12 protein-coding genes are annotated in these 12,493 nt (G+C 48.1%); 2 read left to right on the forward strand and 10 right to left on the reverse strand.

Translation table 11 applies throughout. The features are described 5' to 3' along the window. The 10 genes from BM265_RS18530 to BM265_RS18575 all read right to left on the reverse strand — a co-directional run. The coding region (locus BM265_RS18530) for a hypothetical protein (RefSeq protein WP_074963419.1) at positions 1–258 on the reverse strand (258 nt) is incomplete at its 3' end. Between the two features lie 116 nt (positions 259–374). Beyond that, positions 375–1,310, reverse strand: a complete 936-nt coding sequence (locus BM265_RS18535; RefSeq protein WP_074963420.1) for a hypothetical protein — start codon at positions 1,308–1,310, stop codon at positions 375–377. Further along, positions 1,283–2,029 (reverse strand): class D sortase, encoded by a 747-nt coding sequence (locus BM265_RS18540; protein ID WP_074963421.1) that lies wholly within the window; start codon positions 2,027–2,029, stop codon positions 1,283–1,285. The genes BM265_RS18535 and BM265_RS18540 overlap by 28 nt, the downstream gene beginning before the upstream one ends. Positions 2,030–2,057: 28 nt before the next feature. Beyond that, the gene (locus tag BM265_RS18545) at positions 2,058–2,708 is read right to left on the reverse strand and encodes a hypothetical protein (RefSeq protein ID WP_074963422.1); all 651 of its coding nucleotides are present in this window, start codon (positions 2,706–2,708) and stop codon (positions 2,058–2,060) included. Positions 2,709–2,933: 225 nt separating this feature from the next. Further along, a complete protein-coding gene (locus BM265_RS18550; RefSeq protein ID WP_074963423.1) occupies positions 2,934–4,436 on the reverse strand; it encodes a sialate O-acetylesterase in 1,503 nt (500 codons plus the stop codon). Between the two features lie 34 nt (positions 4,437–4,470). Beyond that, positions 4,471–4,755 carry a hypothetical protein gene (locus BM265_RS18555; protein WP_074963424.1) on the reverse strand — a complete coding sequence of 95 codons (285 nt, stop codon included), beginning with the start codon at positions 4,753–4,755 and terminating at the stop codon, positions 4,471–4,473. Between the two features lie 154 nt (positions 4,756–4,909). Further along, positions 4,910–5,920: a UDP-glucose 4-epimerase GalE gene (galE, locus tag BM265_RS18560; RefSeq protein WP_074963425.1), complete on the reverse strand. Its 1,011-nt coding sequence runs from the start codon at positions 5,918–5,920 to the stop codon at positions 4,910–4,912. A gap of 105 nt (positions 5,921–6,025) precedes the next feature. Beyond that, positions 6,026–6,538 (reverse strand): DUF4358 domain-containing protein, encoded by a 513-nt coding sequence (locus BM265_RS18565; protein ID WP_074963426.1) that lies wholly within the window; start codon positions 6,536–6,538, stop codon positions 6,026–6,028. Further along, positions 6,519–9,149, reverse strand: coding sequence for a glycosyltransferase family protein (locus BM265_RS18570; RefSeq protein WP_074963427.1), 2,631 nt, complete (start codon positions 9,147–9,149; stop codon positions 6,519–6,521). The genes BM265_RS18565 and BM265_RS18570 overlap by 20 nt, the downstream gene beginning before the upstream one ends. Beyond that, positions 9,146–10,258 carry a CDP-glycerol glycerophosphotransferase family protein gene (locus tag BM265_RS18575; RefSeq protein WP_074963428.1) on the reverse strand — a complete coding sequence of 371 codons (1,113 nt, stop codon included), beginning with the start codon at positions 10,256–10,258 and terminating at the stop codon, positions 9,146–9,148. The genes BM265_RS18570 and BM265_RS18575 overlap by 4 nt, the downstream gene beginning before the upstream one ends. Positions 10,259–11,371: 1,113 nt before the next feature. Here BM265_RS18575 and BM265_RS18580 point away from each other — a divergent pair. Together BM265_RS18580 and BM265_RS18585 are read left to right on the forward strand one after the other, a co-directional pair. Then, positions 11,372–11,992: a DUF4867 family protein gene (locus BM265_RS18580; RefSeq protein ID WP_074963429.1), complete on the forward strand. Its 621-nt coding sequence runs from the start codon at positions 11,372–11,374 to the stop codon at positions 11,990–11,992. 229 nt (positions 11,993–12,221) lie between these two features. After that, positions 12,222–12,493 (forward strand): transposase (locus BM265_RS18585; protein ID WP_207647016.1); only part of this gene is annotated, 272 nt, incomplete at its 3' end.

Raw genomic sequence — 12,493 nt, forward strand, 5'->3', positions numbered from 1 at the left:
ACGAGCTATGATGTATTTGAGTTCATTAACCTTATCAGTTTGGGTGATCTTATTATCTTTGGGCGGACGACCTTTCTTTTTTAAGGCTATACCTGCGGCTATCTTTCGCTCTTTCTTATGCTGACGGTGAAAGAATTCTTTTACTTGTTCTTTTGTAAATCCTAATTGCTGCGCTATTTCCTTTTGCGTCATGCCTCTTTCTTTAAGTTCAAGTATTTCTCTTTCATACTGCTGTATGTGTTTGTAACTTCTTGCCATAACAAAACCTCCTATGGTTTCTATTATACCATAGGAGGTCTTTTTTGTCATTGTACGTTTTTAATGGTTCGGTTCAATAGCAGGTGGGGGAGTTTTTAACGTCGAGTGACGGGATATCATGCGTGATGATGCTCGTGGGAATATAATTTTGCTTCGCGGACGCGGAAAATGTGTATCACCTGTGCGAAGATCATCAGGACGATACCCAGAGCGAAAAGTATGCCGTTGACCAGGATAAGTCTGTTGGTCACGCCGTAGATAGCTCCTGTTATAGCATAGTAGATGCTCTGGTCTTCCATGAAAAGTCCGTCGAAATAGCCTGTTAATCGGCAGTAGAGTGAGGGTATCAGGAACAGTGCGCCGCAGGCGAAAAATATGGTGCCGAACCAGTATGGCATATCGAATGGGTGGTGGCGGTCGATGTAGAACATCAGACCAAGCAGAACTGCAAGTACCACGATACATATGCCTATGCCGAGGCTGAGTTCGGGGACTATCCTTTTGAGGACGCTTGATGAGGAACTGGTTGCCAGCTTTTTAGCCATCAGGATATCGAAAGAAGAGTTTACTTTCTTTTCAGCTACATCGATGGTATTATCGATGAATGCATAGTACTCCTTGTCCATTTCGATATTGTTGGCTTCGGCGTGTTTTTCCACATACTCGGTAACGTCATTCTCGAAATCGGTGTAATCATAATCGACTTCGGGCTTGGCGAGGGATCTGCCGAACATATATTCAAGGGAACTTCTGGTCAGCTTTTTAGCGGTAGCGGATACTTTTTCTTCATTAAGGCTTTTTGTGTAGACCTCTTTTGGTATGCCTGTAGGGGAGGAATACTGATTGAAGTAATCATCAAGTTCGTGATAAAGAGCTTTATCAGCGCCGCTGTTGCTTATGGTCCACACATAATAATCGGTATTGAAGACCATTGTGCTGCAGAATATCAGCGCCTCTGTCAGTACTGCAAACAGGCTGGCAAAGATGGCTAAGACCAGCATCGGGCGGTAGTGATACAGTCGTTTCATTCCTTTTTCTCTACCTCTTTCCATTCAATATCTTGCAGCTTGCATATGAAAGCAAGGCGGTACTGGGACATACCCAATCTGCCTTCGTTCCAGCAGGTATACATAGTAAGCCTGTCATCATCGGTGGGGTAGACGTATGTATAATCGGATTCTTTGAAAACTACTCTTTCATTGATGATGTAGGTGCATTTGCAGTAACAGGTCTCGAGTGTGACAACATCGCCGATCTCGCACTTAGGCAGATTATAGAAAAATGTGTGGTTATGGCCTGCTATGACCACGTTGCCGGGTCTGCCGATAAATACGGAGCCGTTGTACCAGCCTGCGCCTTTTTCAAGTATATCAGCACTTTGACCGCTGTAAACGGGTATCTTTTTTAAGCCTGCGGCTTCGCAGTTGAGTTCGGCGTAGTAATCGCCGTAATAGGGGTAGACTATGGTATGAGTTTCCTGCTTGCCGTTAACTTCGACTTCGACCTCCTTGATCTGTTCGGGAGCATCGTCGTCGCGGTATTTATTGATGGTGCGTAGATTCCGTACCTCCATCGGTGTAGCGCCGAATGTGGTATCGAGGTATGGTTTAAACTCTTTGAAGGGCTTAAATAATGCGAGAACAGCTGTGCTACACAATAAAACTAATATCAAAAAGGGTGTGAGAACATAGGTAACTGTCCTCAACACCCGTGATGACGAAGTTTTATGCTTATGAGCGTGCTGTTCCGTTTTCTTTACGGCATCACTCATGATAAATCACTCCGAAATATAATTTTGATTAAGCTCTGTTCTTCTTAGCAACCATAAACACACCGAAGCCAGCCATTGCAAGAGTAACAGCTGCTACAGCTGCTGCTGCATTGGAAGTCTCAGTCTCGCCTGCACCAGTGGAAGCAACGGGATTGTCGCTCTTGATAGTGGTGCCGCCGCCATTATTGTTGCTATTGTTGCTGTTGTTTCCATTGGAAGAGCTGCTGTCGTGCTTGTGCTCAGCTGCAACTGTGAAGTGTGCATCGTCAACCTTAGTGATGGTAACGATTACGTTGTGCTTCTTACCGAGGTTGATAAGGTCATTCTGGATAGCCTTCTTCTCGTCCTCTGTCCACTCCTTACCGATCAGGATCTTGTCCTGCTCGCTGAGGTCAGCGGGAGCCTTAGCTACCTTCTCCTTAGAACCGCCAAGGCAGTAAGGTGCAACGTAAGTGTCTCTGATATTGTTCAGATCAGCGATCATATCATCGTACTCATCGCTGGTGAAGCAATCCTTGTGTACCTGCAGGAAGTTGTCCAGCTCCTGAACGTTGTTGGACTGAACACCTGCTGCTTTTGCTGCTGCAACTGCATCTTCATATGTTGTAGCAAATGCAGAAACGGACAGTGAAGCTGCTATAACAGCAGCTGCTGCAAATGCAGAAATCTTCTTGATCATGTCATTTCCTCCAAACTCAAATCTATTTTCAGGTATAGCCCTAACTACCTCTGACTATCCCCTCTTTGACATTATCTATGATAACATAAATCGTTTTAAATTTCAAGACCATATATACAACTTTGTTAAAAACATACAATTAAAATTTTAATATCTGCGCATCTTGCCAGTAAGATAGCTATTTTATTAAAATATATTAAAATATTTCATGCGTTTTTTCGGTTTTCAGAAGTCATCTGAGGTGGAAAACGGAGCCATCGGAATGCCGTTTTTACCGAATACGGTGACGTCTCCGTAGTTTGTCCAGTTGTACCTAACTGCCCTTGGTGAAGTGACATTAGGCGCCCAGATAAGCGCTTTGCCCCCGCCGATGGCTGCCTGTGCAGGGACGAATATACCGTCTTCGCCTGCTATTTCAAATCCTTTGATGGAACCTTTGACTTTGAAACCGTTTTCGGAATTGGAGAATTTTACCTCAGCCTTGCCGTCTTTGAAGATACAGCTCTCAAAAATGGGTCCGAAAGCATCAACATCCATGCCGTATACCAGCTTTTCAGCCTGCAGGCAGAGCCTTTCGCCCACGGGAAGTTTATCCTTGGGATGTATCTCGTTGAACTCGCCGCAGTCAAGGATAACGGCGATACCCGTATTTTTCACGGTGCGGAAGGCTTTCATCTGTGCAGAGCGTATCTTGCACCAGTGCTTGTAATCGGGATCGCCTGCGTTTTGGTGCATGGGGAGCTGTACCATGATGAAAGGCAGGGTATCGTCGCCCCATATCTCGCGCCATTTCGATATGAGGGCGGTGAGGAGCGCGTAGTAGCTGTCGGGCTTGTGGTCATCGGATTCGCCCTGATAGTAGAGGAAGCCGCGGAGTGTGTATGGGCATACCCTTTTGACCATATTTTCATACATAGCGGTGGGTCTGAAGGGGTTGAATTCATTCCTGGGACCCGGCCAGCCGTATACGCCTATCTTTTCTTCCAGCTGACCCCATGACATACCGGGAGTGTCTTTCCAGTACTCCTGGGCTTTTGCCAGCCAGTCCTTTTCGTGCTGAAGAAAGGCTTCGTACTCGGCTTTCTGCTCTTCAAGGGACTTGCCTTTTATGGTATCTTCGTATTCCTCGATGTAGGAGGATATTCGCTTGTCGTTTTCGAGGGATTCTCTGTCCAGCCAGTTTGAAGCGGAAGTGCCGCCCCAGTTACAGCCGATAAGTCCGACTACGACTCCGAGTTCCCTTGAAAGCTTGTGTGCGAAATGGAGACCCACAGCGCTCCAGCATTTTGAAGCTTCGCTGTCAGCCCTTTGCCATGCGGTCTGTGAGCCCTGACGCTCGGCTTCTTCGGCGGTAGCGACTTTTGGGGTATAGTAGTAGCGTATCGGTGTGTCATTGTTCAGCTCGGCAAGATATTTTGCACCGTCCTTGGCATTCTGTATCTCCAGCTCCATATTGGACTGACCGCCACAGAACCAGACTTCGCCCACTGCGATATCGGTGAAAGTGAGGGTATCGGTGCCGTCTGTGACTGTCAGTGTAAGACCCTCTGCCGCTTCCAGGGGGAGAAGTTCGCAGCGCCATTTGCCGTCCCTGACGGTACATTTCGCTTTATTATCACCGATAGCCGCGGTGACGGTCTTTCCGTCTTCACCCGTACCCCAGACAGCGATGCATTTTTCGCGCTGGAGCACCATACTGTCAGAAAACATCTGAGAACATTTCAACATTGTGATTCCTCCTGTTTACCCATTTTCCATATCATTATTTTACTATCCATAATATCAGCCTGACGATGAGGTACACCGCCTGATAAAGCGGAACTACCCAGCCGCCGCACACAGTCAGTATGAACCCCATGGCGATGCCGCTGGTGAAACCCTCCCAGCCGTATTCGCGGCGACATTTGCTGTTCCTCAGGGCGGGTGCGATCCAGCCCTCTTCTATGCCGAATATGGCGCAGTGTATCGCAAGAAGCAGCCAGAGGACGTAGTATATCAGTGAAATGCGGAATATCCATGTGAGTATGAGCCCGATAATGCGGAACATACGGCACCTCCCTTGAAAGGTCAGCTTTTACGGTGCGGGGGACTTGTTTTCTTTATTCTGATTTTACCACAACAGGAAAGATTTGTCAACGCAAAAACGCCCGAAAAACGATAATTTTTTTCGGGCGTGACAGTTTCATGTGTGTTTCGTATTCTTATAGACCGTTGGGGTTGTTCTTGATGAAGTTCCAGCTGCTGGCTGTCATTTCATCAAGGGTCAGCTTAGCCTCCCAGCCGAATACTTTCTTGGCTTTTTCGGGGTTTGCGTAGCAGGTAGCGAGGTCGCCTGCACGTCTTGGCATGACCTTGTAGGGCAGTTCCTTGCCGCAGGCTTTTTCAAAGCTGTGGAGGACATCATAAACGGAAGAACCCTTGCCTGTGCCCAGGTTGACAGCATCACAGCCTGTATTTTCCATAACGTATTTCAGTGCGCAGAGATGACCCTTTGCAAGATCGACAACGTGGATATAATCGCGGACACCTGTGCCGTCGGGGGTATCGTAGTCATCGCCGAAAACGCCCAGTCTTTCAAGCTTGCCAACAGCCACCTGACATATGTAGGGCAGCAGGTTGTTGGGTATTCCGTTGGGGTCTTCGCCGATAAGTCCGCTTTCGTGGGCGCCGATAGGATTGAAGTATCTCAGTAGGGATACTGACCATTCGGGGTCGGAAACGCATACATCGCGGAGTATCTGCTCTATCATGACCTTGGTATAGCCGTAGGGGTTGGTTGCCGATGTGGGCATATCCTCGGTATATGGTGCCTGATTTACAGGTCCGTATACTGTTGCGGATGAGGAGAACACTATCTTCTTGCAGCCTGCCTTGCGCATAGCCTGTATCAGCAGGAGAGTGCCTGTGATATTGTTATGGTAGTATTCTACGGGCTTCTCAACGCTCTCGCCGACTGCTTTGAGTCCGGCAAAATGTACAACAGCGTCTATCTTGTTTTCCTCGAATATCCTATCCATCGAAGCAAGATCCAGCATATCAGCCTCGTAAAAACCGAATTCCTTGCCTGTTATCTGCCTTATCCTGTTGAGGGCTTCGGGCTTGGAATTTGAAAAGTTATCCATTATAACTACGTCATATCCTGCGTTCAGCAGTTCAACAACGGTGTGGCTGCCTATGAAGCCTGCGCCGCCTGTAACGAGTATCATTGCCATGTTAGATTACCTCCCGTAAATTGTTTTAACGAATATATAATCATTATACCATATTTTGCTCATAATTCAATTGACAATTCTGCTAAAAATATGGGGCTGAAGCTGTCAGGACAGCTTGTCTTTAAGCTGTTTTTCGATGGTATCTGCATCGTCGGAGATTATGAGTATATCGAAATCGCCAAGGCTGATTATCTTTGCACTTTCAAGCTTGCTTACCTCTTCGGGACGGTAATCGCGGAAAGTTGCGGTGCGGCTTTCAAGGCGCTCTTTCAGGAGTTCCTGACCGTCTATGCCCTCGTCAAACTTTACGGCTGATACTTCGTCGGCATAGCCGCCGTTCTCGTTGTAGAGTATGGCACCGTCCAGGATATTAGCAAAGCCTGTTCCGTAGAATTTTGCGGCATTTGCGTCGTATTTTCCGTCGCCCTTGGAAAGTCTGCCGTCGAGATTGTCACCGCTTATGTCTGCCAGCAGTTCTTCAGCAGTGATATTTGCGGCTTTCTCGGCATTCACAGCGGCGGAGGTATCCTCCTTGGCATCGGTTTTGGTGCTGCATCCGCACATCATCAGCACTGCGGCGAATATCACCGCAGCTGTTTTAATTGTTTTCTTCGTCATAGTTGTCTGCCACCTCAAAATCTTCATAACCGTCTATCTCATGGTTATCGTAGAGATAGGTTATGATATTATTATAGATCTCGCGCTTGCAGCCATCGTGGGCTTTGCCGAGATATTCGTCCGCTTTTTGGGAAATTTCTTCTTTTATATCCATGCCGTTCTCGATATATCCGCAGAGGATATCTGCCAGCTGTTCGGGGGTCTCTGCCTTTTCACCGAATGGCTTGCCCTCAGTGCCGAAGTATATAAGCGGCTTGCGCATTATGCCTGCGGAAAGCTCCTCGGGGTCATCGGTGACGATGAGGGACGCGCGGCTTTTAAGCTCTTCGGCGCTGAAATCATCCGTCAGGAAAGTGACCTTATCGGGCTTTGGCAGAGCCTTGGCTTCATCGTTGGTAACGCCCTCAAAAGCTATGGTCAGGGTATAGCCGCTGTCATTGAGTGCTGTTTTCAGCTTTTCGTTTTCGAGAAGCTCTTTCATGCTCCCGAAGAATCCTGTGTCCTTGAATGGCGCCTGTTCCTCGGGGATATATTTTGCCAGCATCAGCAGCATATCACTGCCCTCGGAGTTATCGGTCACAAGGTCAAAGCTCGTCAGCCCCGTGAGTTTCAGCACCTCGGTATTCTCATAGCCGTATTCGGGCTTTCTCAGTTCATCGATGCAGTCGCCCGTGCCGCAGAAGTACAGTCTGACATTGTCGTACAGACGGTGGTTCTTGGCGACAGAGGGCTTGTCCTCGGGAGAATTTTGCAGGAAGACGTTTGTCGTTCTGCTGAGCCTTGTAAGGCTGAAGGAAGTATCATCATTTCCCGGGAAATTCTTTTGCTGGATATCGGGGACGGTGGTTATGTACACCTGCGCGTTCAGGAAAATAAGCTTGTGCAGAAGAGTTCCTCTGTACAGGGGCTTGTAGCCGTCGTCGATAATGCGCTGTGCAGCGGGGCTCTCCTTGTCGGTGAGATAGTAGCAGTACAGCTCGTCATGGCGGGTCATGGCATAGCGGAACATATCTTCTGCCGCGCCGCCGCCTTTTTGGGTATCATCCGCAAAAAGCCAGATATTCTTGTTTTTGAACCAAAATCTTGTACAGCGGTAGGCTGTTCTGAGGGTGAACGGAACGCCCTCCTCGGCTGCCCTTTTCATGGAACCGCGGAAAGCTCTGCGCTGTGCCTTTTCGGAGAGCGCCAGTGTGACCAGTCTGCCGTTTTCGGCGCGGGCAAAGAAGTTGTTGCCCAGCGGGAAAATGCTTTCGTAACAGCCCTCTTCGATCCTGCTGCCCGGGGTGCGGAATACTGTTCTGAGCTCGTATTTGCAGCCCTTGAAGAGTATGAAGAAGCGAAGCTCGGCTCTTTCTTCGGATACGGGTATGCTCATGTGGAAAGTGCGCTGCCTTTCCAGTTTTTTGCCGAAAAACATCACAGGTTCGCCCTTGCGGTCGTAGTTAAGTTTATATTCTTCACCTGCATATTCGGCGGTGAGTTTAGTGCGGCGTTCGCTGAAAATGTTGTCAAAACAGCCGTCTATCTCGATGTTATTCTTGTAAAGGTTCAGCTGAACTATCTCGATGAAGAGCCTTGTGCTGTCGAAAAGGACGATATCTTTCTGCACCGAGAACAGCCTGTCGCTGTTGTAGCTGATATCGGGGAAGTAGTTTTCGTGACCGTGCTTCAAGCCCAGAAGCAGGCGCTTTTCCTCGGCACTTGCGGAGAATATGCCGTAAACATCGCATATCACCTTGTCCTCGGCGGGGCGCAGTACTTTCTGTAAGCTGTCGGTTAGTTTCGTTCTTTCGTCCTCGGGAAACTCGTTTATGCGCAGACCTTTCTCGTTGCATTCCATTACCTTTGCGGTGATGAAATGCTGCAAGAAAAGGGGAAGTCTGCCGTCCTTGCCTTTGCAGGTCTCTGCAAGGGGGATAAGGCAGTTATCGAAAATCGCGGAGTAAGTCTCAGCTTTGTCAGCATTTTCGGGGATCGTTTCTTTCTTCGCGGGGGAAGTTTTTCTTTCTGCCAGCCATGCGGTAAGGCGGTCATCGTAGAAGAATTTCTTCTGCTCGCAGAGGGCTTTAAGCATACATTTCTGCTGAGCGAAATCGCCCGCTTCGGTCTCAAAATGGTGTTCTGCCGCGAAAGATGTGCGCACCACAACGGCTTCAAAGGCTGTGGGGAACAATCTGAAATTTTTATCCAGGTCGATAACTGCCGCCCTTACCGATGTGGGAAAGAAGATATTTTTTCCGCTGCCTGCAAGTCTGCCGCAGGCGATATTGAGGTCGGGGTCGCTGTCGAGAGCGGCTGTCAGCCTTGAAAAATATGAGGGGTCTACCTTGCCGCCTGCACGCATAACGGTGCAGTAATCGGCATTTGCGTACTTTATGAAAGTGTTCAGCAGTTCGGCTTCGCTTTTGCCGCCGATGTTGATGAACGCAGTCATGCCGAAAGCGGAGGCGCGTTCAAGGTAAAGCTTTTTCCTGTCATCTTCGGTGAAATCGCCTGCGATGATAAGGAAGATTTCCTTTACAAGATCTCCCGACTGCCCTGCGATATTCTGTACGGTGTCAAGGGCGACTCTGTCGGAAGCACCTGCTGTCAGCAATACGGAAAGCTTCATTTCTCTGCCCCCTTTCTGCCGAATATCTCAGCTATTATCCTGTCGGTGGAATGTCCGTCGCAGCTGCCCATGTGGTAGGATACGCATCTTTCCAGGTCTGCGGTACTGCGGCAGGAAAGCTCATGGTCTATGGCAGAGAAAAGTTCCTCAGCCGTTTGTGCAACGGTGGTGGGGAAGCTGTGATAATCAACGTAGAAGCCACGCTCGGTATCAAAATCTTTCAGGTCGGGGGCGAAGAATACGAAAGGCTTTCGGTACAGCAGCCAGTCGAAAACTACGCTGGAATAATCGGTGACAAGTATATCTGCCACGGCGAAAAGGCTCTCGGTGGGGAAACCGTCATCGGGCTGCATATGGGGGTGCAGTTTTTTGATGAGGTATCTGCCCTGAGAAGCGCAGACCTTTTCGATGTCCTCACCGCCCACAACATAGGGCTCTGCGGCATTTCCGCGGAATGTGGGCGCCCAGAGAACTATCTGCTTGCCGACTGCTTCGGGGTGGGCTTTGAAGAATTTTTCACGGCTAAGGTCGTTGTACTTTTTGCTGTAATAGATATCCGTGCGGCTGATGCCCAGAGGACGGACGTTATCGTATCTCTGGCGGAAAGAACTTGCTATCACAGGAGCAACGCAGGGAGCGCTGACTGTCCAGAGGTCGTATCCGCCGAAAACTTCACCTTTGTAGAAAGAGGGCACACAGTCTTCGGAATCGTAGCCCGCTTTTTTCAGCAGACCGCCCGAGTGCCACAGCTGGGTGACGAAAGTCTCGCTGCGCTTGTGACAGCTTGAAACGGGCAGGAAAGTATCACAGATGAAGACTTGCTCAGCTCTGCCGAAAGCTATCATGAAATCCAGTATAAAACGCACCAGAGCGGGTTTGGAACATTTCTTGAAATCGAGATAGAACTCTTTGACGTGTACACCATCAAGCTTTGCTACCTTGTGCCGCATAATGCGCATACTGAAAGGACAGCTGTCGTGATGGGCATCGGCGAATATGACAAGACCTTTCTCGGTCTCGCCGCGGGAAAAAATAAAATATATAAATGGCAGCAGAACGTTCTGCAAAAACATTTTTGCAAGCTGCCTGAGTTTCAGTTTAAGGCTCATGATGATCTCCTTACATGGGGTTATCGGTGGTCATGTCCGCTGAATAAAAGTAGGAGCGGGCATACTTGTCCGCATACAGTATAGCACAAAAGGGCGGGGGTGTCAAATTTTGGGGAGATGATAGGCGGAAATACTGCCAAGGAAGAGAGCTTTGGCTCAACTTTTTCGCGGCATCAAACCAGCGACCCCAACAAAACTATAACGCGAATCAAAGCTTTTGGTCAAGCTTTTCACGAAAAGCTTGCGGATGAGCACACAGTCAGCAAAACTGACTGTTAGAGGCAGAGCCTCTCGGTCAAGGCGCAAAAGTGACGTAACAATAAAGCAGTAAATAGCACAGCAAACGACCGACCAAAAAGGCGCGGCAATATCAAAAAAACGAGCGTAGATAAACTAATGTCAACGCTCAAACTATCCGTGTAAAAATATTGCCGCACCGTCATCGGACAGCGTAAGCGTCTCCGATGACTCGACCCGCAAGGGGCGACCTTTGCTACCGCAGTACGTATGATAAGATTGCCGCACTCTGCTATGTTCAGATATGGATATCTGTCCGATAGTGCTATCAGTCCAAAAATCAGGACTTTGTTTGTGTAGTCTGACATTTTCTGTTTGCGCTAGTTTGCGAGTTGTCGCCCCTCGTACCTCGGGGCGAGAAATCAACGAGCTATCGCAGTTGATTTCGGGCGCGGCAATAATTTTCCGCAAATAGTTTGAGCGTATGCATACGGTCGCATACGCTCGGAATATCTGGTATTGCCGCGCCTTTTTGACAGGGCGGGTAGTTTGCTTTGCTCTTATTGTTCGCTGTGCATTATTGCTTTGTGCCTTGATGCGAGGGCTCTGCCCTCGCGCTCCCGCAAGCCTTTCGCGAAAAGCTTGAGCCAAGCTCTTTTCCTTGGCAGTATCCACGAGTTTGATTGAACTGCTACCGGAAGTTAGCAAAAATCAGTAAAAGAATCACAAAAATTGAACATTCTCAGCGCCTATTCTCGTTGACTTGTAACTAATAATGTGATATAATTATTGTGTTATCAGGGCGGCAGAACTATCCGTCTGCCGCCGATTTTTTGTGTAATTTTGCACATGATACCGTAAAGGAGGACACATATAATGAAGATCTATTCCGTTAATGATCCCGAATTCAGCGAGTTCGGTAAGGTGCTTGAGGGCTATGATACCAAGGAGCTCATCGCTGCGATGAACGCTGTTGAAATGCCTGCTGAGGGCGTTGCTTACGAGCCCTGGATCGATTCTCTTGAAAAGTGCGGCATCTTCTCCAAGCTTGAAAACAACGCTTTCGGCGGTATGCCCATTGAACTGGGTATGTGCTGGGGTCACAACAAGGCGCTGAACTGCCTTGAATACCACAGAAACAGCGAGATTAATATCGGTGCTACCGATTTTGTTCTGCTTCTCGCAAAGCAGGAAAAGATAATCAACGGAGTGCTGGATACTGCTGACGTTAAAGCATTCCGCGCACCTGCAGGTGCTGTTGTTGAGGTTTATGCAACTTCTCTGCACTATGCACCCTGCCAGACTGCTGACGACGGTTTCAGAGTTGCAGTAGTTCTGCCAAGAAACACCAATACAGATCTGCCCAAGGGTGAGATCATCGATGCAGAGGACAAGACTCTGTGGGCAAGAAACAAGTGGCTGCTTGCTCATGCTGATTCTGCCGAAGCTAAGCAGGGCGCTTATGTTGGTCTTAAAGGCGAGAATATCTCCATATAATATTTTGAATGATTTATGAAAAGGAGTACCGTCCCATCATGGGCGGTATTTCTTTTTTTACGGGAAAATAAAGGGGCTGTTGCAGCCCTAACAAAGAAAAAGAGCCTGGCACAGACCTGAAAGGTAGTGCCAAGCTCTTCTTTTTGTGGTATAATATAATTGCAAAAAAACATTAAACCAACGGAAGGATTGTACCACAAAAATGAGAAATTGTCAAGTGCGTCTTAATATGAATTATGAGATATACATCGAAGAAAGCTCACCTGTCAGAGTATTGAGCAATGTTATAGATGAGATCTATCAAAAAGAAGAATACACGATAGTAAGCAAGTGGAATGGCGCCATACCCGAGGATATCATGATGAAGATACTCATCTACGGGTACATGAACGACTCTTTTTCAAGCCGTAAGATTGAACAGCTCTGCAAAAGAGATATCCATTTCATGTGGCTTCTCGATGGCTTTGGAGCTCAGGATCACAGCACTATCTCACGATTTCG

The sequence above is a fragment of the Hominimerdicola alba genome, from assembly GCF_900112155.1.
GTDB lineage: Bacteria > Bacillota > Clostridia > Oscillospirales > Ruminococcaceae > Hominimerdicola > Hominimerdicola alba_D.

Excerpts from the sequence above, each read along its gene's own strand:
- BM265_RS18540 (WP_074963421.1), bottom strand. The coding sequence starts at position 2,029 with ATGAGTGATGCCGTAAAGAAAACGGAACAGCACGCTCATAAGCATAAA.
- BM265_RS18575 (WP_074963428.1), bottom strand. The coding sequence starts at position 10,258 with ATGAGCCTTAAACTGAAACTCAGGCAGCTTGCAAAAATGTTTTTGCAG.
- BM265_RS18565 (WP_074963426.1), bottom strand. The coding sequence starts at position 6,538 with ATGACGAAGAAAACAATTAAAACAGCTGCGGTGATATTCGCCGCAGTG.
- BM265_RS18555 (WP_074963424.1), bottom strand. The coding sequence starts at position 4,755 with ATGTTCCGCATTATCGGGCTCATACTCACATGGATATTCCGCATTTCA.
- BM265_RS18570 (WP_074963427.1), bottom strand. The coding sequence starts at position 9,149 with ATGAAGCTTTCCGTATTGCTGACAGCAGGTGCTTCCGACAGAGTCGCC.
- BM265_RS18545 (WP_074963422.1), bottom strand. The coding sequence starts at position 2,708 with ATGATCAAGAAGATTTCTGCATTTGCAGCAGCTGCTGTTATAGCAGCT.
- BM265_RS18550 (WP_074963423.1), bottom strand. The coding sequence starts at position 4,436 with ATGTTGAAATGTTCTCAGATGTTTTCTGACAGTATGGTGCTCCAGCGC.
- BM265_RS18535 (WP_074963420.1), bottom strand. The coding sequence starts at position 1,310 with ATGGAAAGAGGTAGAGAAAAAGGAATGAAACGACTGTATCACTACCGC.
- BM265_RS18580 (WP_074963429.1), top strand. The coding sequence starts at position 11,372 with ATGAAGATCTATTCCGTTAATGATCCCGAATTCAGCGAGTTCGGTAAG.
- galE (WP_074963425.1), bottom strand. The coding sequence starts at position 5,920 with ATGGCAATGATACTCGTTACAGGCGGCGCAGGCTTCATAGGCAGCCAC.